Below are 22500 nucleotides of genomic sequence, written 5' to 3'. Positions count from 1 at the left end.
GGGCGCAAACAGCGCCATTCCAGAGTTATCCACACCTTGGCCCGCGCCTTACCCTACGGAAAGGTCAGCGAAATCCCCGCAACGGCAGGTCCGGCCCCCGTTGCAGCCAATTCGTCGGGGGATAGGCGTTGGCGCCATCGATGACATGAACGGAGTAAGCGTGTCGCGAATGGGGCGACCGGTTGGGTGCGCTGCCGTGGGGCAGGGCGCCATGCAAAAGCACGAGCGTTCCCTTCGGCACCTCCACCGGCACGAACCGATCGCTATCCCAGGGGGTATCGTCGAGGACGTCGTTGCGCACCGACCCGTCGGGTGTGCGGATGAAGCGCGTGCGGACAGGTTGGCGATGTCCGCCCGGCCATGCCCACAGACAGCCATTCTCAATCGTCGCGTCCTCAAGTGCCCACCACAACCCGATCACGCTCGACGGCTCGGTATAGAGGTAGGTGGCGTCTTGATGGTATGTCACCTCGCCGCCGATATGGGGCTGCTTGAAGATGTACATGCTTTGCAGGGCGAGCGGTTTTTCGAGCGGCAGTTTGGCAACCAGATCACAGACGCCATCGGCGCGGGTAAAGCTGTCGAAGACGTCGTCGAGATCGTGCATGGCATGTCCGATCTTGTTGATCGAGACCTCAAGTGCCTGTTTCAAGTTGCCGGCGTCATCGAACGCCTCTTCTTCGAAGAAGCACCGGATCTTATCGCCCGACGTCAGGAAGTAATCGTCCCGGTTCAACGACCCGTCGTGCGCCAAAAAGACAGAAACCTCGTCGGGACTGAAGTCACGCACGATGTCCCGCGCTCGCGCCATCAAACGATCGCAGGCGGGATGGTCGGTAAACCCCTCCAACACGAGATACCCGTCGCGAGCAAAGGCATCGAGATGTGTTGGCGTTATCTTCATCGAAAAGCCGGTTCATCGAAGCTGCGCAGTTTGCGCGAATGTAGGTGTTGCACGCCGCCGTCGCGCAGGATGCGTACAGCCTCCAGCCCTATTTCGAGGTGTTGGCTGATCCGTTCGCGGTAGACCACGTTGGCCATGCCGCGCAGTTTGATCTCGCCGTGAATGGGCTTGTCGGAGACGACCAGCAAGGTGCCGTAGGGCACCCGGAAGCGAAACCCGTTGCCGGCAATGGTCGCCGATTCCATGTCGACGGCAATCGCGCGCGCCTGGCTCAGGCGCTGGAACAACTCGTCGAAACGCAGTTCCCAATTGCGGTTGTCGGTCGTCGCGACCGTGCCGGTGCGCATGCTGGTCTTGAGTGACTGGCCCCGGAGCCCGGTTACCCGGGACACCGCATCTTGTAGCGCTACCTGCACTTCGGCGATCGGCGGCACCGGTACCCACTGCGGCAAATCCTGGTCGAGTACATGGTCCTCGCGCACATAGGCATGGGCAAGGACGTAGTCGCCGAGCCTTTGGGTCCGCCGCAAGCCCGCGCAGTGGCCGAGCATCAACCAGGCATGGGGACGCAGCACGGCGACATGGTCGGTAATGGTCTTGGCGTTGCTCGGCCCGACGCCGATATTGATCAGCGTGATGCCCTGCCGGTCCGGGCGAACCAAGTGATAGGCGGGCATCTGCGGTAGGCCCGGCGGATGGGTGCCGCGAGGCGCTTGATCGCTCAGCCGCGGATTGGGCGTGATGACGTCGCCAGGTTCGACCAGCATCGAGTATTCGGCGCCCTCGCTTACCTCGCGTTTTGCATAGTCGATGAACTCGTCGACATAGCGCTGGTAGTTGGTGAAGAACACGAAGCGCTGGAAGTGTTGCGCCTCGGTCGCGGTGTAGTGAGCCAGCCGGTGCAGCGAAAAATCGACGCGCTCGGCGGTGAACAGCGCCAACGGGAAGGGATTGCCGGGTTGAGTTTGGTGCGTGTTGTTGGCGATCGCATCGTCGATACGGCTCAAATCGGGCAACAGGAAATAGCGTTGCAGCGCATGTATCTGTGAACGTCTGACCCCCGCTGTCGCTTCTTCGACGGCGAAGGGCAGGGGGATACGCCGGTCGCTCAACCCCACCAAAATTTTCTTTTGGTGGTTGGCGATCAAATGGCCGATCTGCGCGGCGTAATAGTCGCTAAACAGTTCGGGCCGGGTCAGCGTCGCGCCGTAATGCCCCGGGTCGAACAACGCACCGTAGGACAATTTGGCATCGGTCTGCATATCGTCGGGCCCGATCGAAATACCGACGTAGGGGTAGCAGGCGCGCGCCAACAGGGTCTCGTCCGGCACGGCACCGTCGATGGCGCGGCCGAATTCCTGTTGGACGATGTCGATGCTGCGCCGATAGATCTCGGCGATGCGCTGGCAGGCCGCGTTGGCGTCGTCGAAGGCGGCCAATTCACTCGCGCCGCCGTGGCCTGTCGTGGAAATATCGGGATCGCCGAAGGTGGTAAACTCATTCATGGCGCCATTCTAAGCTAATGTGCGGCGGACGATAGGGAGGATGAACGGATGGCCGAGCGGATTTGGGATCGATTCTTGACCGAACGGGATCGCGCGGTTTTTGCCGCGTCGGGTTATGGCACGCGGGCCGGTTTCGGCAAGCGGCCGGTGCTACTGGTGATCGACGTGAATTACAATTTCGTCGGCGACAAACCCGAACCGATTCTCGATTCGATCAAACGTTGGCCGAACTCCTGCGGCGAGGAGGGGTGGGCGGCGATCCCCCGCATTCGCACGCTTATCGATTCCGCCCACGACCACGGTGTCCCGGTGATTTACACCACTGGCGATGTACGTGCCGATCGCTGGGACCGCGGCAGTTGGGCGTGGAAGAATAGCCGGACCAGTAAAAAAGGCCCCGCACCGGCCGCCACCAATCTCGACCCCAATGGGATACTGCCCGAGGTTGCGCCGGCACCGCAGGACGTCGTCATCAAAAAGCTGAAACCGTCCGGGTTTTACGGGACCAACCTCGAATCGTTCCTCACCCTCCTGCAAGCGGACTCGGTGATCATCGTCGGCACGACGACGTCGGGTTGCGTGCGCGCCACCGCGATCGATGCGTTTAGTGCCAACTACCGGGTGACGGTCGTGGAGGACGGTTGCTTCGACCGCTCGCAGGCATCGCATGCCATCAACCTGTGCGACATGAATGCGAAATACGCCGACGTGGTGGCGACCGACGAGGTCGCGACCTATTTCGCATCGCTCCCGGCGGACTTGTTCGATCTGCCGACGGGCGACGGTTAACTCAAAGGCTGTCCCCGCCGATCTTCAAAAAGTCGTAGCGGCTGCCGGACTTGACGGTGATGTCCAGCGATTGCCCGTCGCGCAGCACCTTGACCGGGACATCGGTGCCCGAGCCGCCGAGACCCCACATGGTGCGGTAGAATTCTTCCTGGGTGCGGACCCGTGTCTCGCCGACGCCGACGATCATGTCGCCCGGTTTGAGGCCTGCCTGGGCCGCGGGGCCGTTGACCCACATCGAGGTGATGACCACCACGTTGCGCAGTTCTTGCGAAAAGATGCCGAGCCACGGGCGATCGCTGCCGCTGCCGCGACCGTCGGTCAGCATTTCCGCCAGTACCGGTTTGAGCAGGTCGACGGGTACAAACATGTTGCCGGGTAGATTGACGTCGCCGCCGCGTGCATTGCGCACGAACAGCGAGCCAACGCCGACGAGTTCGCCGCGGTCGTTCACGAGCGCCGCACCGCCCCAATCGTCGTGCGGCGGCGACGTGAAGATTGCGTTGTCGACCATATATTCCCAGAAACCGGTGAACACCCGGCGCTCGACAACGACGGCGCCAAGGACCTTTTCCGCACCGCCGCTACCGATCACGAGAACGCGGTCCCGTTCCGCGACGCTGGCCGACGTACCGAGGCGCAACGGTTTGATGCCCAGCGGTGCCAGCGCGCGCACGAGCCCAAAGCCGGTGTCGTAGTCGTAGGCGACGAATTCCGCGCCGACGGCACGCCCGTCGTTGGTCTTGAGTTCGATCTCCGAGGCTTCAAGGATCAAGTAGCCTATCGTCAGGATCAATCCGCTATCGTCGATGACGATGCCGTGTCCCGAGCGGCGCGTTCCCAAACCCTGTGCGGTCGCCGCGTCACGCGGGATAGAGGTTTCTAAGCGCACGACGGCATCGACGACATTGGTGCCCGACGTGCGGTCTTGCGCCGAAGCTGGGGATACGAGGTAGAGGCCAAGGAAGAGGACGGCGATCGCGGAGTAAAGCCAAGCGATTCTGGGCGCGTCGACTCTCGTCATTCTTGCGGCCTCCCGGACGATCTCGGATAGTGCCATCCTAAAGTGCGGCGAAAGAGGACGCCATGGGGGCCCTCACCGACGTCCACAAGTTGTTGTGATAGCGTGCAGAACGAATTCGGAAGAGAGGGGAGAGCCAAGTGGCAGCGCAAATCAAACGCCGGTTCCTAACAGTCGGCAATCGTGCCGTGCATTACCGCCGCGCGGGTAACGGTCCGCCGATCGTATTGATCCATGCGTCGCCCTCGTCCTCACGCTCGATGATCCCTCTGATCGATTCGCTTTCCGGATCGCATACCGTATTCGCGTTCGATTCGCCGGGGTTCGGAGAGACCGATCCACTTGGTGTCGCGTCGGTCAACGTTGAAAAAATGGCCGCGGCCTATGCCGATGCCCTCGATACCCTGGGGATGCCGCGCTGCGCTTTGTATGGCACCCATACCGGTGCGTGTATCGCGCTCGAGCTTGCGCGCCGGTTCCCGAAGAAATTCACCGGGGTCGTTCTCGATGGTGTGCCGGTTTTCGATCCCGCCGAGACCCGCGACATCTTAAAAAACTACCTGCCGCCGTTTCGACCGCTGTGGGACGGCAGCCACTTGCCCGGCCACTGGTCGCGGATGCGCGATCAGGTGTTGTGGTTCCCGTGGTATCGCCGCAATGCGGCGGCGCGTAGCGACCGAGCCTTTTCATCGCCGGACCAACTCCACGCCGCGCTCATGGACTTCTTCCGCTCCGGCGATGCCTATCGCAAGGGCTATGGTGCGGCCTTCACTTACAATGTCAGTGCGGCGGCGAAGGCGCTGAGCATTCCGGCGACCTACATGGCGCGCGACGACGACATGCTGTACCCGCATCTCGACCTGCTGCCGAAACTGCTGCGCAACCAAATGATCGAACGTCACAGCCGGCATGGCTACCTCAAGGAACAGGTGCGGGCGATCAAAGGCTACGTGCGTAAGGCGCGCGCCCCGGCCGATCCGGCACTGTCGCCGATTTCCGGGCGGATAAACCGCCGCTACATCGATCTGCCGGGCGGCCAAGTCCTCGTGCGTTCGGCGGGCGAAGGCCGTGGAGGGCGCCCGCTGGTGCTCATCCATGACGGTCGTTGGTCGTCCCATATGTTCGAGCCGCTCATGGCCGCCCTTTCAAAGAAGCGGCCGGTCTATGCGATGGATCTGCCGGGCAACGGCGATTCCGATCCCGGCACCAAAGCGCGTCCGTCGGTCGCGGACTTCGCCCGGGCTGCTGCCGACGTGGCCGGGAAGCTTGGGTTGCGCAAATACGACCTCTACGGCAAACATAGTGGCGCTTCGGTCGCCGCTGAAATGGCCGCGCTCTTCCCGACCCGGGTCGATAAAGTGATTCTCGACGGCGTCATTCTGATCCCGGCCGCGGAGCGCAAACGTCTGGCCGCCAACTACACCCCGCCAATCGACGTGACCTGGGACGGTGCGTATCTCTTTACAACCTGGCTGATGTTGCGCGACGAGCTGGTGTTCTGGCCGTGGTATGCACGCGATGCGAAGAATGCCCGCGCGATCGACGCGAACTTCGACCCGGCCTGGCTGCACGGTCGGGTCTTCGAGGTTCTCAAGAGCAAGGATACCTACCACCGCTTGACCCAGGCCGCCCTCGCGCACGACGTCGCCAAGACGCTACCGCGGATCAAGGCACCGCTCGCCATCGTCGCGCAGGGAGACGATCCCTTGGCCCGCTATGGTGCGAAAGCGGCCAAGCTCGCGGGGCAGGGGACGGTTGCCGAACTAACCGGCGCACCCGCGGGACAAGCCGCGGCGCTCGGCGCGTTGCTGGACGGTTAGGGGGGGCGCGATGACCATCGAAGTCCACCCGCTGCACGACGCGCTGGGCGCAGAAATTCGCGGAGTCGATCTATCGCAAGACCTCGCGCCAGAGGATTTCGCGGCAATCCACCGGGCCCACCTCGACCACGGCATCTTGCTGTTCCGCGATCAAGACTTGACCCCGGAACAGCATAAGGCGTTTTCGCTGCGTTTTGGCGCACCCGAGATTCACGTGGTCTCGTGGTACCGTTTGCCGGATCATCCCGAGATCATCGTCGTTTCGAACAAGAAGGATGCCTCAGGAAAGCCGCTCGGCCTCGAGGACGCGGGCCGTTACTGGCATAGCGACATGTCCTATTTACCAACGCCCGCCCTGGGCTCGATCCTTTATGCCCGTGAAGTCCCGCCCACCGGGGGCGATACCATGTTCGCCGGGATGCATGCCGCCTTCGACGCCCTGCCGTCTGCGCGCAAAGAGCAACTTTCGAAAATGCGGGCCATTCATCATTTCGGCAGCCGCTGGTACCGCGAAAAAGATAAGGCCGGCATCCGCCCGCCGATGACCAAGGAAGAAGAAGAAAAGACTCCTCCGGTCGACCACCCGATCATCCGCACCCATCCCGAGAACGGCCGCAAGTCGATCTACGCCGGCGGTTTCACGATGGGCGTTGTCGGCATGGAACAGGATGTGGCGCTCGAATTCCTCGACGAGTTAGAAGCCTTCATGACCCAGCCGCAGTTCGTCTACACCCACCAGTGGCGGGCGGGCGACGTGGTGTTCTGGGACAATCGCTGCACCATGCACCACGCCACCAACTATGACGCAAAGAACCACACCCGCCACATGCACCGCACCACGATCAAAGGCGACGTGCCGGTTTAGGCCGGTCCGCGTCGCCGTAGCGACGCGGACTAGATCCAGCGCCGTACCCGAGCCCTATAGGCGCGGTAAGTCTCTCCAAACTTGCCTTCGAGGTAGCGTTCCTCGCGGGCGATGACGCCCCAATGGATGACGGCGAGTACCGGAACCAGCAGGATCGCCGCCCACCAAGTATTGGCGACAGAGGCTAAGCCGAGGTAAAGCGCGGTCAACCCGACGTAAATAGGGTTTCGCGAGTATCGGTACACACCGCCGGTGACAACGGTCGTGCTGGGTTTGTGGGGTTGGACGTGGGTCCCGGCACGGCGAAACAACGTTGTCGCGCCAACGGCGAGGACAAGGCCCGCGGCGATAAAGACGGCTGCGACGATCCAGCGGGCGGGGGCGCTGACCAGTGGCAGTGGCAGAACCATGTCGATCAGGACACCGGCGATAAGACCGCAAGCGTAAACAACCGGCGGCGGCAGAATCACGCCGGGATGATCCGCCGGTTCGGATTTAGGTTCTGCCGGTCGATCGGTATCGCTCACCGTCGCTCCCCTATTCGATGCACCGGCAGGACATCGGCTAGTCGGTCGAAAACTCGACCAAATCGTAATCCGATTGGAGTAGATCCCACCGCACCTTCACTGGGATCAAGTCGGGCCCGCTGTTCCACAGCTCGATCGGCGGAAACTCTTCGAAATGCCAGCGAAACCGCCGACAGGGGAAGGTTCCAGCGTCGACGGTCACGCTTTCCTCGCCGATCAGCTCGAACCTGCCATGCCGTGCCGCCATGATCGGGCCGGAGGCACCGTTTGGTAGCGGAGAGGTGCTGACCATCAAGAACTGCTGGGTGGCCGGTCCACCGGTGACGAAATGGGCTGGTTTCATCGCGTCGCCGCTGACTGGGTGACCGCCGAAGATGCATACAGGTTCGTCGAAAACCATCGATTGACGGAGTCTGCCGGCGCCCTTCGTCCACGACTCGCACGTCGCGCGGTTGCCCTCGACCAAGAACCACGCCGATCCCTCGTAGGTGCCGCCAACGCTCAAACGAACGTAGGCATCCTTCGGGAACCAGTTCGCATCCATGGTCGTCACGACATCGCGGAGCACGCCGTCGTCGTCCATTTCGCACTGGGCGCGGTGGGTGCGGGTCCCGTCCGGTTGTACGGTAACGGTGAACCACTCGCGACCGGTTTCGCCCTTGGTGTCGTGGCGATAGGACAGCTTTCCCCGGAAGGTGCGATGGCGCATGATTGTTACCCTAATCCAGCGGATGCGGTTTCGGCAGGCACTTCTTGGGGCAAGCGCGGAATATCCCGCCACAGGACGCGTTTATAGGTCGGTAACAATAGCGCGACGAATTAAATAAATCTATAAGAAGTGCACTATAACACACTGATTTTTATCAATAAGGTTCTGTTCTTTGCAGGAAAAAGATCGCCTCATTATCGAACAAATCCCGCGTCTGCGGCGCTACGCGCGAGCACTCACCGGTAACGCGCCGGCGGCGGAGGATTTGGTTCAGGATTGCTTGGAACGGGCCTGGAACAAATTTCATCTGTGGCAAACGGGCAGCAACATGCGGGCCTGGATGTTCACCATCATGCACAACATCCACGTCAATCAGGTGCGCAAAGCGATCAGCCGTCCGACCGTTGTCTCGATGGCCGACTGGAACGACGACCGTGGCGAAAAGCCCGTCCAAGAGAAGCGGATCGAAGTGTTGAACGTCGGTAGCGCCCTGGCTCAGTTACCCGAAGAGCAGCGCGCCGTGGTGTTGCTGATCGGCCTTGAGGAGTTGAGTTACCAGGAGGTCGCCAAGGTCCTCGACATTCCCATGGGAACGGTGATGTCGCGGTTATCGCGCGGGCGCGAGCGACTGCGGAAAATTTTGTCGGACGGCGCAGGGGACGCCAAGGAAACGGTGACGGAAACATGAGCAAGATAAACATCACCGACAACGACCTGCACGCCTATGTAGATGGCCAGCTTGAGGCATCGCGACGCGCGGAGGTCGAGGCGCACCTTGCCGCAAATGAAGTGGCCGCGAAGGCGGTTCGCGAATACCGCCGCCTCAACAGACGTTTGCATGAAGAGTTCGACGACGTCCTGAACGAACCCGTTCCGCATGCCATGTTGCGGGTGTCCCGCCCGCAGATGATCGACACCTTCCGGCGGATCGCCGCCGTATTGGTTCTGTTGGTTGCAGGCGCTGCCGGTGGGTGGCTGCTTAACGATGTCGTGGCCGAGGGCGACGACCCGCTCGCCGCTGCCTTCCCCGAGCGGGCGGGAGTCATCCATGCAATCTATTCGGCCGAGCGCCGTCATGCGGTGGAAGTCCCGGCGGGAGAGCGCCCCCACTTGGTGGCTTGGCTGACCAACCGCCTTGGGACCGAAGTGAATATCCCTGATTTGACCGAGGCCGGCTTTCAGCTCATGGGCGGGCGACTACTCCCGGGCGAAACCAAGCCCGCGGCCCACTTCCTCTACGAAGACGTGGAGGGGCGGCGCGTGACCCTCTATATGCGTCATGGCGATATCGGTGGCCGCAACACCAAATTCACTTATGCGGCCGAAGGAAGCGTCGGCGTTTTTTATTGGATCAACGGCCCCGCCGGATACGCGCTCGCGGGCAGCATTGAACGCGAAGAACTCCTGAAGGTCGCCAAGTTGGTCTATCAGCAACTCGGTTATTGACGCCGGTTGAGTTTAGCGTGGCTGCGTTTTATTAGAGCGCGGTGCTCTTCTGGCTGTCTAAGACATTCTGGATCGTTGCGGCGCCGGCAAACCTGGCGCTAATCCTCGCGACGCTCGGTCTTTTTCTGTTGTGGACGCCGTGGCGCCGCGTTGGGCGGCATCTCGTCGCAATCGGCCTTGCCGTTCTGGTCCTTCTAGCCGTCCTGCCGATCGGCGGGTGGCTGGCTTTTCCGCTTGAGAACCGCTTTTCCACGCCCGATCCGATGCCGCTGCACCTCGACGGCATCGTCGTTCTGGGCGGTGCCGAACAGGTCGGCCAAACACGGATGCGTGGCCTCGTCGCGGTGAATGGCGCCGCCGACCGGCTCATTGCATTTGCCGACCTCGCCCGGCGATACCCCGATGCGAGGCTCGCCTACACCGGGGGCAGTGGATCGCTTCGCCCCGAAGCGATGCGCGAGGCCGACGTCGCCAAGGCGGCGATGGCGGTGATCGGGCCCGACGTCGATCGCGTCGTGTTCGAACGCGAATCGCGCAACACCTTCGAGAACGCCCGAAACCTCAAAGAGTTGCTCCAACCGGCGCCGGGTGAACAATGGCTCGTCATTACTTCGGCGCTTAACATGCCGCGCGCCGTCGGGGTCTTTCGTCAAGCGGACTGGCCGGTGATTGCCTATCCGGTGGACCACAGCCAGGGGCTGACCATGCCGGGTATCGGACTTGACTGGGATTTGATCGGTCGTGGCGGGTCGGCGCAGCGGGCAATGCGAGAATGGATCGGCTTAGTCGTGTACCGTGCACTGGGAAGGACCAATGCGGTTCTACCTGGGGCGGAATGAATTTCACGGACAGCGAGGAGTAGGGCGTGCGGCGATTGGGACAAATACTCGGGATATTGGTAGTGCTAACGACTTCGTCGGCCTGGGCTGCGGAGTCGGAGCCTGTCACCTTCGATATGCCGGCCTGGCGGAGTTGGCTTGATGGGGTCCGCGCGGAGGCGACCGAAAAGGGCATTCGCCCCGCCATCCTCGACGAATCCCTCAACGGGATCGATCCGATCCCGCGGGTCATCGAACTAGACCGGCGCCAACCCGAGTTTACGCTTACCTTTGCGCAATATGTCGAACGGGTCGTGCCCGCGGCGCGGGTGCAGAAGGGACGACAAGTCTACGCCGAGCACCGGGAACTTCTGGAATCGGTCGGTCAACGCATGGGCGTTCAGCCGCGCTTCATCGTCGCGCTCTGGGGGATTGAAACCGATTTCGGACGTCTGACCGGCGGGTTCAACGTGGTCAACGCCCTCGCGACGCTGGCCTTCGATGGCCGCCGCAGCGACTACTTCCGCAAGGAACTCTTCAACGCGTTGCAGATCCTCAACGAGGGGCACATCGCGCCCAGCGCTATGACAGGTTCCTGGGCGGGCGCCATGGGGCAACCGCAGTTCATGCCCTCCAGTTTCGTCAATTTCGCCATCGACTACGATCAAGACGGGCGACGCGACATTTGGACGACCCAAGCTGACGTTTTCGGGTCGGCCGCGAACTACCTCAAACGCGTCGGATGGAACGACGACCAGACGTGGGGCCGAGAGGTTCGCCTGCCGTCTGGGTTTGACGCGGGACTGGCCGAAGCCAAAGCGATCAAGCGCACAGCTGAATGGCAGGCGATGGGAGTACGAAACCTTGACGGTAGTGCATTGCCGAACCGTCAACTCGATGCCCAAATCGTCATCCCCGACGGTCCGGAAGGCCGGGCGTTCATGGTCTATGACAACTTCCGCGCGACCCTGCGCTGGAACCGTTCAAATTATTTTGCCCTTGCCGTCGGCTTGCTCTCGGACAGGATTGGCGCTAACTAGGGACCTTGAGCCATATTCTGGGGCTAACGGAGCGGAAACACACAAGATGATGGGGTGGGCGCGTGCTGCCCGTGGGGTCGCCGCGGTTCTAGCGCTGCTTGTCGTGAGTGCCTGTGCCCAGACGCAGCTCGCGGTTCATGCGATCAAGGAAGTCCAAAAAAGGGGTGCAGCCGAAGACACGGTTGCGGGTATCGCCCCAAACGGCGTGCCGATCGGTCCAGGCGGTGTCTACAAGGTAGGCGATCCCTACTTTATCAAAGGCGTGCGCTATCAACCCGAGGAAGACAACGCCTATGACGAGACCGGCATCGCTTCTTGGTACGGTCCCGGGTTCCACGAAAAGCAAACCGCCAACGGCGAGACCTATAACGAAAACGCGTTGACCGCGGCGCATCGGACTCTGCCGATGCCAAGCTACGTTCGGGTCACCAATTTGGAAAACGGCCGCGCGTTAGTCCTCCGGGTGAATGACCGTGGTCCATTCGCGCATGGCCGCATTATCGACGTGTCGCGCCGCGGAGCCCAACTTCTAGGATTTGAGAATCAAGGAACGGCGCGAGTCCGGGTTCGCATTGTCGACCAGTCATCGGGTTTTGTTGCCGACCGACCGGTGACGACGCAGGTGGAACGCGAAGCGGTGACCGCCGTGCCTGTGGCATCTGTCGAGTCGAGTACGCTGCCGCCACCGCCGGGTGTAGCGTCGGCGCCCGCGCCGGTCGAACGGTTCGCGCCGCCGCCCCAGATCGCACTCGAAGCGGTGGGTCCCACCGACATCTTCGTCCAAGCTGGCGCGTTTACGCTCTATGACAACGCCAACCAACTAGCCGCGCGACTGGTGTCCTTCGGCGATGCGACCATCCAATCGGCGATTGTCAACGAAATCGAGTTCTTTCGCGTTCGTATCGGCCCTATGGCTTCGGTCGAGCAAGCGGATCAAGTTTTGGAAGATCTCATCCAATCCGGTTACCCGGAATCGAGGGTCGTCGTTGGGACCCGCTAGGCTCCGGTCGGCCAACGCCTTCGAATCGACTCATTCCGGTATATGCTAGAGACCTCGGCGCAACAGAGATCATGGGCGGAAGCGATGCGAACTAGGCTACTTCTTCTTATTGCGTTTTTTGCGATTGCCGGACTGCCGTTGCAGACGCTAAAGGCGCAAACGATCGAAAGCCCTGCATCCCATGCGATTTTGCTAGATGATACGACAGGCGTCGTGCTCTTCGAAAAGAATGCGGACGAGCCGATGGCGCCCGCGTCGATGAGCAAACTGATGACGCTTCTTATGGTGTTTGAGCGGCTGCGCGAAGGCTCGATCTCGCTTGAAGATACAATGCGCGTGAGCGAAGCGGCTTGGCGCATGGGCGGTTCGCGGATGTTCGTGGAACACAATTCCAGGGTCAGCGTCGCAGACCTTTTGAAGGGCGTGATTATTCAGTCAGGTAACGATGCGAGCGTGGTACTCGCAGAAGGTCTTGCGGGCAGCGAAGAAGCATTCGCCGAGGAAATGACCCGTCGCGGGCGCGAAATCGGGATGACCCTTACCACCTTTCGCAATTCGACGGGCTGGCCGGACCCCGAGCACCTGACTACCGCGCACGACCTTGCGATCCTGGCCAAGCGCATCATCGACGAATTTCCCGAGTACTACGAAATCTTTAAGGAAACGGAATTCACCTACAACGGTATTCGCCAAGGCAACCGCAATCCGTTGCTCTACAAGGACATTGGTGCCGACGGTCTGAAGACGGGGCACACCGAAGAATCCGGATATGGTCTCGTGGCATCGGCGACCCGAAACGGGCGGCGGCTTATTCTTGTAATTAATGGCCTGGAATCGGTGAACCAACGTTCGCAGGAGAGCGAACGGTTGCTGGATATCGGTTTTCGCGAATTCAATAACTACCCGCTCTTCGCCGCAAACGATGTCGTCGAGGAAGCGCAAGTGTGGCTCGGAGGCGAATCCACGGTACCGCTGGTACTCGAAAAAGACTTGCTGCTGACAATGTCACGCAAAGCGCGCCGGGACATGAAGGTGACGGTGGTGTACGAAAGTCCGCTCCCGGCGCCGATCGCCAAGGGTGCGCGCCTCGCCCAACTCCGGATCGATGGCCCCAATATGGAACCCGTCGTGCGCGACCTCGTCGCCGCGGTGGACGTCGATCGGCTTGGTTTCGTCGGGCGCCTCGGCGCGGCGGTGAACCACATCGTCTGGGGCACCCAGGCACCCTGAGGGGGTTCGTGGCACAGGGTCGTTTCATTACCTTCGAAGGCGGCGAGGGGGCGGGCAAGTCGACCCAGGTCGCGCGTCTTGGTGAGCGATTGCGCGCAAGTGGCCGCGAGGTGCTGATCACGCGCGAACCCGGCGGCGCACCGGGGGCTCTGGAAATACGACGTTTGCTGGTCGAAGGCGCCGTCGATCGCTGGGAACCGTTGAGCGAAGTGCTGTTGCACAATGCGGCGCGCCACGAACATGTGCGCAAGACCGTCGCGCCGGCGCTCAACGTCGGCACCTGGGTTGTTTGCGATCGGTTTGCCGATTCGACGCTGGCCTATCAGGGCCACGCCCAAGGGGTCGATCGCGCCACGGTCACGCGGATCAACCGGCTCGCCGCCGACGGCGTGTGGCCCGACCTCACCGTTGTCCTGGACATCGACGCGGCGGACGGGCTTGCCAGGGCGCATGGTCGCCGGGATACCGAGGACCGCTACGAGCGAATGGGCGCCGCCTTCCACGCGCGCATTCGGAACGCGTTTCTTGAAATTGCAGAAGCCGAACCGGAACGCTGCGTCGTCGTTGCCGCGACCGGCGACGTCGATGCGGTTGCGGCCCGGATTTGGGAAGCCGTGCGCGCGCGTCTTAGTATTTAGTCATGTCCGAACCGGATTCCGACCTTGACCTACATCCACGCCTGAACCCGGATTTGCTGGGGCATGAAGCGGCCGAAGCGCACCTTGTACGGTGGTGGCGGAGCGGTCGATTGCCCCATGCCCTGCTACTAACCGGACCGCGGGGGATCGGCAAAGCGACCCTTGCCTATCGTCTCGCCCGTTTTGTGTTGGCGCAAGGCCGCAACGATCCGAAAGAATCGTCGCCGTTAGGGGAAGATCCCCGGTTCGCTTCGCTCTACATCGCGCCCGACGCACCGGTCTTTCGCCGTGTTGCACAGGGGTCCCACGCGGACTTCTTGACCTTGGAGCGAACCTACGACGAAAAAGCCAAACGCCTCCGCAGCGAGATCGTCGTCGACGAGGTCCGCCGCTTGCGGCCGTTTTTCGGCGCGACCTCGGGCGAGGGGGGATGGCGCGTGGCCGTCGTCGACGCCGCCGATGAAGTCAACCTCAACGGCGCCAACGCCTTGCTTAAACAACTTGAGGAGCCGCCGAAACGCGGCTTACTCATCCTTGTTGCGCATGCACCGGGCCGGTTATTGCCGACGATCCGGTCGCGCTGTCAAAATCTCGCGTTGCGGCCACTGTCTGCCGAGGTGGTCTCGGCCATCCTCGCCACTCGGCTCACGGACTACACCGACGAAGAGCGTCTGGCGCTAACGGTCCTTGCCGACGGGAGCGCCGGCCGGGCGTTGGCCTTAGCGGCACAAGGGGGGCTCGATCTCTACCGTGAGCTTGTATCGCTTCTCACGCCCCTCCCGGAACTGGACGTTGCCGGCATCCATGCGCTGGGCGACCGGGTCGCGCGTCGCGGTCAGGAGGCAACCTACCGCACCTTCATCGACCTGCTCCTCGATTGGCTCTCGCGCATGGTTCGCGCCGGTGCCGAGGAGCGGCGTCCGGTACAAATCCTCGGTGACGAACGCGCCGTCATCGACCGTCTGTGGCAAGCGGGGCGGCCGCGCGGGTGGCTCGAAGCCTGGGATTCCATCCGCGAGCTGACCGAGCGCGCCGATGCCGTCAATCTCGATCGCAAGCAGGTGGTCATTAACGTTTTCACGACGCTCTCGAATGCCGTTGTCACGGGCCGGTAGGTTGACTCCGACAGGTCCATTGGCCATCGTCCGCCGCCAAAGCGAGGGGTGATCCACGGCGGCCCGGCCCATGGCCCCACCGCCGCTGGAGTGACTGTGATGGCTGCCAAAAACAAAACTTTCTATCTCACGACGGCGATCTCGTACGTCAACGGTGCGCCCCATTTGGGTCATGCCTATGAGGCGATTGCGAGCGACGCACTGGCACGCTTCAAGCGCCTGGACGGCTTTGACGTGATGTTCCTGACCGGCACCGACGAATACGGCGAAAAGAACGCCCGGACTGCCGCGAAAGCGGGTATCGATCCGCAAGTCTTCGTGGACGGCAACACCGCGAAATTCCAAGCGATGGCCGGCTACCTCAACATCTCCAACGACGATTTCGTACGTACCAGCGAAGCGCGCCATCACCGGGCGTCCCAGGCGATCTGGCAAAAGCTGGTCGATGCCGGCGAGATCTTTCGCGGCAACTACAGCGGTTGGTACTCGGTCCGCGACGAGGCTTACTTCACCGAAGACGAGCTCACCAAGGGTGAGGGCGGGGCGTTCTTCGCGCCCTCCGGCGCCGAGGTCGAGTGGGTCGAGGAGGACAGCTACTTCTTTCGCCTGTCGCACTGGGCTGACCGGCTGTTGCAACATTTCGAAACCCATCCCGACTTCATTCAGCCGGCGAGCCGGCGCAACGAAGTCATCAGTTTCGTGAAGTCCGGTCTACGCGACCTATCGGTCTCGCGGCGCCGGTTAACCTGGGGAATCCGGGTGCCCGGCGATGACGATCACGTGATGTACGTCTGGCTCGACGCGCTGACCAACTACATCACAGGGGTTGGCTACCCCGACGTCGACTCGGACAAGTTCGTTCGCTACTGGCCGGCCGACTACCACATCATCGGCAAGGACATCGTGCGATTCCACACGGTCTACTGGCCGGCTTTTCTGCTCGCCGCAGGTCTCGCGCTGCCCAAGCATGTTTTTTGCCATGGCTTCCTCAATATCGAGGGCCAGAAGATGTCGAAATCGCTCGGTAACGTGTTGGCGCCCCGCGACATGATCGACCGCTACGGGCTCGACCCGATCCGCTATTTCCTGCTGCGCGAAGTGCCATTCGGGCAGGACGGCAGCTTCTCGCACGAGTCGATCGTCAACCGCATCAACAGCGATCTGGCCAACGACCTCGGCAACCTCGCGCAGCGCGTTTTGTCGATGATCGCCAAAAATTGCGGCGCGCAAGTGCCCCAACACGGTGCCCTTGAAGCCGCCGACGAAGCACTCCTCGAGTCTGCGGGGGCCCTGCTGCCCAAGGTCCGGGACATTATCGACACCGACTTAGCGTTCCATAACGCCCTGGCCGAAATCTGGCGGGTCGTGGGCGATGCCAACCGCTACGTCGATACCCAAGCCCCGTGGGAGCTGAAAAAGACCGATCCGGCCCGCATGGCCACGGTCCTCTACGTGCTCGCGGAAACGGTGCGGCGCCTCGGGATCTTGGTCCAACCCTTCGTCCCGCAATCGGCGGCGGCGCTACTGGATCAATTGGCGGTCGCGGCAGACGGGCGCGACTTCGCCGCGATCGACGGGGACCATCGCCTCACGCCGGGGGCCGCGCTGCCCAAACCGCAGGGCGTTTTTCCGCGCTATCTCGACGAGGCGCCGGCCTGATGCTGGTCGATAGCCACTGCCACCTCGACTTCGAGGCATTGGCGACCGACCGGGCAGGGGTGTTGGCGCGGGCGCGGTCGGCAGGGGTCGGGGCCATGCTGACGATCGGGACGCACCGCGCCAACCACCAGACCGTCAAGGACATCGCCGAAAGCCACGACAACATTTGGTGCACGGTCGGCATTCACCCGCATGAGGCCGATACGGATTCTCTGCGGGCCGACGAGATTGTTGCCCTGACGCGCCACCCTAAGGTCGTCGGGATTGGCGAAACCGGCCTCGATTTCTACTACGACCATTCGGACCGAGCGCGCCAAGCGGCGAGTTTCCGCGCCCACTGCGTCGCGGGCCGGGAAACCGGGCTGCCCATCATCGTGCATACCCGTAACGCCGATGCCGAAACTGCGGCGATCCTCGCTGAGGAATCCGGTGCCGGTACGCTCAAAGGGGTGATTCACTGTTTCAGCGCGACGCAGGCGTTTGCCGAGACGGCGATCGACCTTGGTTTTTACATTTCGCTCTCGGGAATTGTTACGTTCAAGAACGCAGAGGCAATCCGGGAAACCGCCAAGACTGTGCCCGCGGATCGCCTGCTGGTCGAAACCGATGCGCCCTATCTTGCCCCGGTTCCCAAGCGCGGTAAGACCAACGAACCCGCGTTTGTCGCTTACACCGCGGCGGCCGTGGCCGCCCTGCGCGGGATTGAGGCCGACGACTTGGCGGCGCTCACAACGGCCAATTTCTTCCGGCTGTTCGACCGCGCCGCGCCGCCTGCTGCGGCCTAAGGGCAATGCAGGCCGTCATCCTCGGGTGCGGAACCGCAGGCGGCACGCCGCGGATCGGCAACGATTGGGGCGACTGCGATCCCGGCGAGCCGCGCAATCGGCGCCGGCGGGCGTCAATTCTGCTCCGTGACGGCGACACGCAGGTACTCATCGACACCTCGCCGGATTTGCGCCAGCAAGCGCTGGATGCGGATTTGGACAGGTTGGATGCGGTGTTGTTCACCCATGCCCACGCGGACCACGCCCACGGGATCGACGATATCCGATTCTTTGCGCTCAAAACGCGCGGGCCCGTTGACGCTTGGGCCGACCCAGAGACCCTGGCCCAGCTCCAGGAACGTTTCGGGTATGCCTTTGAACAAGACTCCAATCGCTTCTATCCGCCCATATTGAACGCCCGCCAGATCGTAGGCCGGTTCCAAATCGGCGACATGTCGGTCGTTCCGTTTCGCCAAAAGCACGGGCCGATCGGGACTATGGGGTTCAGGGTAGGGGCGATGGCCTATTCAACCGATGTCCAGGAGCTTCCTGAAGCCGCTTTTGCAGCTCTCGCTGGGGTCGATACCTGGATTGTCGACTGTCTCCAGCGAAAACCCCATCCGACCCACGCACACCTTGCACTGACGTTGGGCTGGATCGAGCGCGTCAAACCACGCCGCGCGGTTCTCACCCATATGAACACATCTTTGGACTACGCGACGCTGCGCGATGAATTGCCCCCGGGCGTGGAGCCTGCCTACGATGGCATGGTTCTGGATACCCCAGTATATTCTTAGGTAAATACGATAACCCATTGGCATAAAATAATATATATTATTTGTCATAATATATATTATGCGACAAATGGATTGAAGGTAGAGGCCGTTGCGTGAGCTGGGCCATGTTGTGATTGCTGCAAGCCCCTCGCATAATCCCGCCCGATGAACCACCCCACCACGACTGACCCCGGTACCGCGTTAGACAGGCTTCTGGAAATCATGCGGCGCCTTCGCAACCCGTCGGACGGCTGTCCGTGGGACTTGGAGCAAACCTTCGAGACCATCGCGCCGTATACGATCGAGGAAGCCTACGAAGTCCGTGAGGCCATCCAGACCGGTGACCGGGCGGCGTTGAAGGACGAACTGGGCGACCTCCTCTTCCAGGTGGTCTTCCACGCGCAAATGGCCTCGGAAGAGGGTGCCTTTGGATTTGCCGACGTCGTCGAGGCGATCTGCGCCAAGATGATCCGCCGTCATCCGCATGTATTTGCCGATGTCGCGATTGCCGACGCGGCTGCCCAAGCCGAGGCCTGGGAGCAGCACAAGGCTCAAGAACGGGCTGCCAATGGTGGCGATCATCGCAGTCTCCTGGATAACGTGCCCGCTGCCCTACCCGCCTTAAAGCGCGCAGAAAAGCTACAAAAACGGGCGGCACGGGTTGGGTTCGACTGGCCCGAAATCGGCCCCGTTTTGGCCAAAATCGAGGAAGAACGGGGTGAGTTGGTGGCAGCGATTGCCACCGGTGACCGTGCCGAAATCGCCGACGAGATGGGTGATCTGCTCTTTGCTGTCGCCAACCTGGCCCGCCACCTCGGCCTCGACCCCGAGGAATCCCTCAGATCGACAAACGACAAATTCACCAGTCGTTTCAGATATATAGAGTCATCTCTTAAGGCAGAAAACAAACCGATCGAGGAGGCAACCTTGGACGAAATGGAAGCGTTGTGGCAACGGGCCAAGGGCGCGGTGGTGCCATGAGGGTAGACCTCGCCGGGAAAACGGTGCTGATCACCGGCGCCACGTCGGGGTTCGGCGCCGCAACTGCCCGCCGGCTGCACGCAGCAGGTGCTTTCGTCGTTGCTGCAGGCCGCCGCTCGGATCGCCTCGAAGCGCTCGCCGATGAACTTGGGCCTGGACTTCACCCGCTAACCCTCGACGTCCGTGACCAGGCCGCGGTATTTGCCGCTGTGGACGCCCTCCCCGATGCCTTCGCTGGAATCTACGGTTTGGTCAACAATGCGGGTCTCGCCCGAGGTCTGAGCGCCGCCGACGAAGCCGACCTCGACGATTGGAACGAGATGGTCGACGCCAATATCCGGGGCCTCATGTATGTCACCCGCGCGGTATTGCCGGGGATGGTGGCGCGCGGGACCGGCCACGTCGTCAATATCGGCTCAGTTGCCGGGACTTACCCCTACTTCGGTGCCAACGTGTACGGCGCCTCGAAGGCGTTCGTCCATCAGTTCTCTCTCGATCTTCGCGCCGATCTTGTCGAGAAGAACATCCGCGTCACCTCGGTCGAACCGGGCGCCGCCGAAACCGAGTTTTCGCTGGTCCGCTTCCACGGTGATTCGGACAAGGCGGATGCGACCTACAAGGGCCTCGATCCGATCTCGGCCGACAATGTTGCGGATGTCATCGAGTATGTGCTGACCGCCCCGGCCAATATCAATATCAATCGGATCGAGGTCATGGCGGCGCAACAGGGGTTTGCTGGGTTTAACTTCGTCCGGCGATAGACCCCTACCCGGCCTGGGTCAGGCTCGCACGCTGCCTAGCGACCCCGGAAACAGGAGCGCGTGCAGCGCCGCCCAGGCATCGGGCCTCGGCGCAAGCAAGATCGGATTGCCCCACGCCGGCCCGTCCGGCCTGTAGGCTGTGCCGTCGAGATGCCGGCTATATCCGCCGGCCTCGGCATGCAGCAACACGCCCGCCGCATGATCCCAGGGGTACATCTTATGGAACACGGCGAAATCCGACCGCCCGGCGGCGGCATTGAGGTAGATCTGCACGGCGCAGCGTAGTTCGAGCGTCGGCGCAATCTGCGGAATAGCTGCAACTAGCCCCGCCTTGTCGGATTCGGCGGCAAATCGAAGATTCAGGCAGCCCTGCATGTGCGCTGCTGGTTTGTTTTGGGCAACGTGCAACCGATCGGTGCCGATCCATGCCCCGGCGCCGCGCTCGGCCACGGCGGTTTCCGTCGAGATCGGATCGTGTACCCAGGCGTGGGTCGTTATCCCCTTTTGGACCAGCGCGACGAGAATGCCGAATATCGAAATACCGGCGGCGAAATTGGCCGTTCCATCGATCGGATCGATTACCCAGGCTTGGTCCGCGGATCGGAGGGTTTCGCGCCACGCCGGTTCGTCGGTGGCGGTTTCCTCGCCGACGACCGCGGCGCCGGGCAATAGTTTGGCCAGGCGTTCGGTGAGGTAACGCTCGGACGCGATGTCGATGTCCGTCACGTAGTCGTTCGGGCCCTTGAGGCCGATGTCGACGTCGGCGAGGTTCCGGAATGCCGGGAGGACCACCTCGCGGCCGCATGCCTCGACAATCGATGACACCTCGGCGAGTGACGGCAAAGTCATGGTTGGCCTCAAGTCAAAGAAAAGGGCCGCGGATTGCCCCGCGGCCCTTCGTATCATTTGGCGAGGTGCCAGGGCTACATCATGCCGCCCATGCCGCCCATTCCGCCCATGCCACCCATTCCGCCCATGCCACCCATATCCGGCGGCATCGCAGGTCCGGCACCCTTCTTCTCAGGGTGGTCGGCAATCATGGCCTCGGTGGTGATCATCAAACCGGCGATCGACGCGGCGTCTTCGAGGGCAATCCGGACGACCTTCGCCGGATCGATAATCCCTTCCTTGACCATGTCGACGTATTCCTCGGTCTGCGCATTGAAGCCGCGACGGTTGTCCTTGCCTTCGAGCAGTTTGCCAGCCACGACCGCGCCGCTGACGCCGGCGTTTTCGACGATCTGGCGCAACGGTTGCTGGAGCGCCCGCTGCACGATCTTGATCCCCATTTGCTCGTCGTGGTTATCGCCGGTGAGCTTTTCGAGGACTCGGCTCGCATAGAGCAGCGTCACGCCGCCGCCCGGGACCACGCCCTCCTCCACCGCCGCGCGAGTGGAATGCAGGGCATCGTCGACCCGGTCTTTGCGTTCCTTCACCTCGACCTCGGTCGCGCCGCCGACGCGGATCACCGCGACGCCGCCCGCCAACTTAGCCAAACGCTCCTGCAGCTTCTCTTTGTCGTATTCCGAGGTGGTGTCTTCGATCTGGGCGCGGATCTGGTTGCAGCGATCCTGAATGTCCTTCTTCTTGCCCGACCCTTCGATGATCGTCGTGTCTTCTTTGGTGATCGACACTGTCTTGGCGGTGCCGAGCATGTCGACGGTCACGTTCTCAAGCTTGATCCCGAGGTCTTCGGAAATCACCGTGCCGCCGGTCAAGATGGCGATGTCTTCGAGCTGTGCCTTGCGCCGGTCGCCAAAGCCAGGGGCCTTGACGGCCGCGACCTTGAGGCCGCCGCGCAATTTGTTGACGACCAGGGTCGCCAAGGCCTCGCCCTCGATGTCTTCGGCGACAATCACGAGCGGCTTGCCGGTTTGTACGATAGCCTCAAGCACCGGCAGGAGCGGTTGCAGGCTCGAAAGTTTCTTCTCGTGGAGCAGGATGTAAGCGTCCTGCAGGTCGGCCAGCATCTTTTCGGCATTGGTGACGAAGTATGGCGACAGGTAGCCGCGGTCGAACTGCATCCCCTCGACGACGTCGAGTTCGGTGTCCATGCCCTTGGCCTCTTCAACCGTGATGACGCCTTCTTTGCCGACGCGCTGCATGGCTTCGGCGATGAAGTCGCCGATCTCGCG

At 62.0% G+C, this 22500-nt stretch carries 23 protein-coding genes; 16 read left to right on the top strand and 7 right to left on the bottom strand.

Features of this window, described 5'->3' with window-relative positions; genetic code table 11:
* Positions 1-64: 64 nt before the first annotated feature.
* Together RID42_13325 and RID42_13320 are read right to left on the bottom strand one after the other, a co-directional pair.
* On the bottom strand, positions 65-904 hold the full coding sequence (locus tag RID42_13325; protein MEQ8248651.1) for a phytanoyl-CoA dioxygenase family protein: 840 nt from the start codon (positions 902-904) through the stop codon (positions 65-67).
* The gene (locus RID42_13320) at positions 901-2409 is read right to left on the bottom strand and encodes an AMP nucleosidase (protein ID MEQ8248650.1); all 1509 of its coding nucleotides are present in this window, start codon (positions 2407-2409) and stop codon (positions 901-903) included. Before RID42_13320 ends, RID42_13325 begins: the two co-directional genes overlap by 4 nt.
* Before the next feature lie 48 nt (positions 2410-2457).
* On the opposite strand from RID42_13320, the gene RID42_13315 reads away from it, so the two are divergent.
* Positions 2458-3198 carry an isochorismatase family protein gene (locus RID42_13315; protein ID MEQ8248649.1) on the top strand — a complete coding sequence of 247 codons (741 nt, stop codon included), beginning with the start codon at positions 2458-2460 and terminating at the stop codon, positions 3196-3198.
* Between the two features lies 1 nt (position 3199).
* On the opposite strand, the gene RID42_13310 is transcribed toward RID42_13315, so the two are convergent.
* Positions 3200-4219 carry a S1C family serine protease gene (locus RID42_13310; protein MEQ8248648.1) on the bottom strand — a complete coding sequence of 340 codons (1020 nt, stop codon included), beginning with the start codon at positions 4217-4219 and terminating at the stop codon, positions 3200-3202.
* Between the two features lie 137 nt (positions 4220-4356).
* On the opposite strand from RID42_13310, the gene RID42_13305 reads away from it, so the two are divergent.
* On the top strand, positions 4357-6036 hold the full coding sequence (locus RID42_13305; GenBank protein ID MEQ8248647.1) for an alpha/beta hydrolase: 1680 nt from the start codon (positions 4357-4359) through the stop codon (positions 6034-6036).
* Between the two features lie 10 nt (positions 6037-6046).
* Positions 6047-6901, top strand: coding sequence for a TauD/TfdA family dioxygenase (locus RID42_13300; GenBank protein ID MEQ8248646.1), 855 nt, complete (start codon positions 6047-6049; stop codon positions 6899-6901).
* A 29-nt stretch (positions 6902-6930) separates the two neighbouring features.
* Here the strand turns inward: RID42_13300 and RID42_13295 are convergent, their stop codons facing one another.
* Both RID42_13295 and RID42_13290 read right to left on the bottom strand, forming a co-directional pair.
* Positions 6931-7428, bottom strand: a complete 498-nt coding sequence (locus RID42_13295) for a phosphatidylethanolamine N-methyltransferase family protein (GenBank protein ID MEQ8248645.1) — start codon at positions 7426-7428, stop codon at positions 6931-6933.
* Positions 7429-7465: 37 nt separating this feature from the next.
* Positions 7466-8137 (bottom strand): hypothetical protein, encoded by a 672-nt coding sequence (locus RID42_13290; GenBank protein MEQ8248644.1) that lies wholly within the window; start codon positions 8135-8137, stop codon positions 7466-7468.
* Positions 8138-8309: 172 nt separating this feature from the next.
* Here RID42_13290 and RID42_13285 point away from each other — a divergent pair, with 172 nt between their 5' ends.
* From RID42_13285 to RID42_13225, 13 genes are all read left to right on the top strand, one after another.
* Complete coding sequence (locus RID42_13285) at positions 8310-8825, top strand: RNA polymerase sigma factor (protein ID MEQ8248643.1); 516 nt, start codon at positions 8310-8312, stop codon at positions 8823-8825.
* Positions 8822-9583, top strand: coding sequence for an anti-sigma factor (locus RID42_13280; GenBank protein MEQ8248642.1), 762 nt, complete (start codon positions 8822-8824; stop codon positions 9581-9583). Before RID42_13285 ends, RID42_13280 begins: the two co-directional genes overlap by 4 nt.
* A gap of 41 nt (positions 9584-9624) precedes the next feature.
* Complete coding sequence (locus RID42_13275; GenBank protein ID MEQ8248641.1) at positions 9625-10422, top strand: YdcF family protein; 798 nt, start codon at positions 9625-9627, stop codon at positions 10420-10422.
* 26 nt (positions 10423-10448) lie between these two features.
* Entirely contained in the window at positions 10449-11441 is a 993-nt protein-coding gene (locus RID42_13270; protein ID MEQ8248640.1) for a lytic murein transglycosylase, read from the top strand.
* A gap of 46 nt (positions 11442-11487) precedes the next feature.
* Positions 11488-12441: a septal ring lytic transglycosylase RlpA family protein gene (locus RID42_13265; GenBank protein ID MEQ8248639.1), complete on the top strand. Its 954-nt coding sequence runs from the start codon at positions 11488-11490 to the stop codon at positions 12439-12441.
* A gap of 84 nt (positions 12442-12525) precedes the next feature.
* Positions 12526-13671, top strand: a complete 1146-nt coding sequence (locus RID42_13260) for a D-alanyl-D-alanine carboxypeptidase family protein (protein MEQ8248638.1) — start codon at positions 12526-12528, stop codon at positions 13669-13671.
* A gap of 8 nt (positions 13672-13679) precedes the next feature.
* Positions 13680-14309, top strand: coding sequence for a dTMP kinase (gene tmk / locus RID42_13255; protein ID MEQ8248637.1), 630 nt, complete (start codon positions 13680-13682; stop codon positions 14307-14309).
* A gap of 2 nt (positions 14310-14311) precedes the next feature.
* Positions 14312-15424, top strand: a complete 1113-nt coding sequence (locus tag RID42_13250) for a DNA polymerase III subunit delta' (GenBank protein ID MEQ8248636.1) — start codon at positions 14312-14314, stop codon at positions 15422-15424.
* A 99-nt stretch (positions 15425-15523) separates the two neighbouring features.
* A complete protein-coding gene (metG, locus tag RID42_13245) occupies positions 15524-17083 on the top strand; it encodes a methionine--tRNA ligase (protein ID MEQ8248635.1) in 1560 nt (519 codons plus the stop codon).
* Positions 17083-17868 (top strand): TatD family hydrolase, encoded by a 786-nt coding sequence (locus tag RID42_13240; protein MEQ8248634.1) that lies wholly within the window; start codon positions 17083-17085, stop codon positions 17866-17868. Before metG ends, RID42_13240 begins: the two co-directional genes overlap by 1 nt.
* Positions 17869-17873: 5 nt before the next feature.
* A complete protein-coding gene (locus tag RID42_13235; protein MEQ8248633.1) occupies positions 17874-18644 on the top strand; it encodes an MBL fold metallo-hydrolase in 771 nt (256 codons plus the stop codon).
* Between the two features lie 144 nt (positions 18645-18788).
* Positions 18789-19604, top strand: coding sequence for a nucleoside triphosphate pyrophosphohydrolase (gene mazG, locus RID42_13230; protein ID MEQ8248632.1), 816 nt, complete (start codon positions 18789-18791; stop codon positions 19602-19604).
* Complete coding sequence (locus RID42_13225; GenBank protein MEQ8248631.1) at positions 19601-20365, top strand: SDR family NAD(P)-dependent oxidoreductase; 765 nt, start codon at positions 19601-19603, stop codon at positions 20363-20365. The genes mazG and RID42_13225 overlap by 4 nt, the downstream gene beginning before the upstream one ends.
* An 18-nt stretch (positions 20366-20383) precedes the next feature.
* Here the strand turns inward: RID42_13225 and RID42_13220 are convergent, their stop codons facing one another.
* Together RID42_13220 and groL are read right to left on the bottom strand one after the other, a co-directional pair.
* The gene (locus RID42_13220; protein ID MEQ8248630.1) at positions 20384-21214 is read right to left on the bottom strand and encodes an inositol monophosphatase; all 831 of its coding nucleotides are present in this window, start codon (positions 21212-21214) and stop codon (positions 20384-20386) included.
* Between the two features lie 74 nt (positions 21215-21288).
* Positions 21289-22500, bottom strand: a 1212-nt coding sequence (groL, locus tag RID42_13215; protein MEQ8248629.1) for a chaperonin GroEL, incomplete at its 5' end; no start/stop codon positions are given.

The sequence above is a fragment of the Alphaproteobacteria bacterium genome (genome assembly GCA_040216735.1).
GTDB lineage: Bacteria > Pseudomonadota > Alphaproteobacteria > SHVP01 > SHVP01 > CALJDF01.
Note: the sequence above shows the minus strand (reverse complement) of the source record. Positions and strands in the feature narration are given on the sequence as shown.

Excerpts from the sequence above, each read along its gene's own strand:
- RID42_13325 (MEQ8248651.1), bottom strand. The coding sequence starts at position 904 with ATGAAGATAACGCCAACACATCTCGATGCCTTTGCTCGCGACGGGTAT.
- RID42_13320 (MEQ8248650.1), bottom strand. The coding sequence starts at position 2,409 with ATGAATGAGTTTACCACCTTCGGCGATCCCGATATTTCCACGACAGGC.
- RID42_13315 (MEQ8248649.1), top strand. The coding sequence starts at position 2,458 with ATGGCCGAGCGGATTTGGGATCGATTCTTGACCGAACGGGATCGCGCG.
- RID42_13310 (MEQ8248648.1), bottom strand. The coding sequence starts at position 4,219 with ATGACGAGAGTCGACGCGCCCAGAATCGCTTGGCTTTACTCCGCGATC.
- RID42_13300 (MEQ8248646.1), top strand. The coding sequence starts at position 6,047 with ATGACCATCGAAGTCCACCCGCTGCACGACGCGCTGGGCGCAGAAATT.
- RID42_13290 (MEQ8248644.1), bottom strand. The coding sequence starts at position 8,137 with ATGCGCCATCGCACCTTCCGGGGAAAGCTGTCCTATCGCCACGACACC.
- RID42_13280 (MEQ8248642.1), top strand. The coding sequence starts at position 8,822 with ATGAGCAAGATAAACATCACCGACAACGACCTGCACGCCTATGTAGAT.
- RID42_13265 (MEQ8248639.1), top strand. The coding sequence starts at position 11,488 with ATGATGGGGTGGGCGCGTGCTGCCCGTGGGGTCGCCGCGGTTCTAGCG.
- RID42_13260 (MEQ8248638.1), top strand. The coding sequence starts at position 12,526 with ATGCGAACTAGGCTACTTCTTCTTATTGCGTTTTTTGCGATTGCCGGA.
- RID42_13250 (MEQ8248636.1), top strand. The coding sequence starts at position 14,312 with ATGTCCGAACCGGATTCCGACCTTGACCTACATCCACGCCTGAACCCG.
- metG (MEQ8248635.1), top strand. The coding sequence starts at position 15,524 with ATGGCTGCCAAAAACAAAACTTTCTATCTCACGACGGCGATCTCGTAC.
- RID42_13240 (MEQ8248634.1), top strand. The coding sequence starts at position 17,083 with ATGCTGGTCGATAGCCACTGCCACCTCGACTTCGAGGCATTGGCGACC.
- RID42_13235 (MEQ8248633.1), top strand. The coding sequence starts at position 17,874 with ATGCAGGCCGTCATCCTCGGGTGCGGAACCGCAGGCGGCACGCCGCGG.
- mazG (MEQ8248632.1), top strand. The coding sequence starts at position 18,789 with ATGAACCACCCCACCACGACTGACCCCGGTACCGCGTTAGACAGGCTT.
- RID42_13225 (MEQ8248631.1), top strand. The coding sequence starts at position 19,601 with ATGAGGGTAGACCTCGCCGGGAAAACGGTGCTGATCACCGGCGCCACG.
- RID42_13220 (MEQ8248630.1), bottom strand. The coding sequence starts at position 21,214 with ATGACTTTGCCGTCACTCGCCGAGGTGTCATCGATTGTCGAGGCATGC.